Source organism: Acinetobacter sp. 148 (assembly GCF_031196675.1).
GTDB classification, from domain to species: Bacteria; Pseudomonadota; Gammaproteobacteria; order Pseudomonadales; family Moraxellaceae; genus Acinetobacter; species Acinetobacter baumannii.
Genome location: NZ_JAVIMT010000093.1, coordinates 1 through 554, shown reverse-complemented (window position 1 = coordinate 554; position 554 = coordinate 1). Strand labels below are relative to the sequence as shown.

The following is a 554-nucleotide window of genomic DNA, read 5'->3' as shown; positions in this document are numbered from 1 at the left end:
GAGCCTGTAAATTATTTTGTGTAAGTTCCATTTTTTATAAATGATCTTTTAATCGATCATCGAACTGAATCGTAAACCAATTCATTGCTAAACGCCAATTTTGAATTGGCATCGTCCATTTCTTCGCAGCATTTGATGTTGCTAAGTAAATGACCTTCTTTACTGAGTCATCAGATGAAAAGATTTTCCTTTTCTTCGTTGAATGGCGTATTACGCTATTCAACGACTCAATCGCATTTGTTGTATAAATCGCATGACGTATTTCGGCTGGATAGCTAAAGATCGTTCGGATATTTTCCCAATTGGCCCGCCAGGATTCTCCAATTTTGGGATACTGGTGATTCCATTGATCACAGAAGATGTCTAGGGACTTTAAAGCATTTTCCTCTGTACTTGCCTGATAAATCGCTTTCAGACCCGACGTAACAGCCTTGTAGTCTTTCCAGCTTACAAATCTCAGGCTATTGCGTACAACATGCACAATACACAGTTGAATATCAGTATGAGGGTAAACAGAGGCTATCGCGTCAGGAAAGCCTTTTAATCCATCTACA

Annotated in this window: 1 pseudogene; it reads right to left on the bottom strand. The window is 39.0% G+C overall.

The window, feature by feature from the left end:
* Positions 1-34 precede the first annotated feature (34 nt).
* Positions 35-554, bottom strand: a pseudogene (locus tag RFX69_RS18660) (IS256-like element ISAba26 family transposase); the annotation flags it as partial.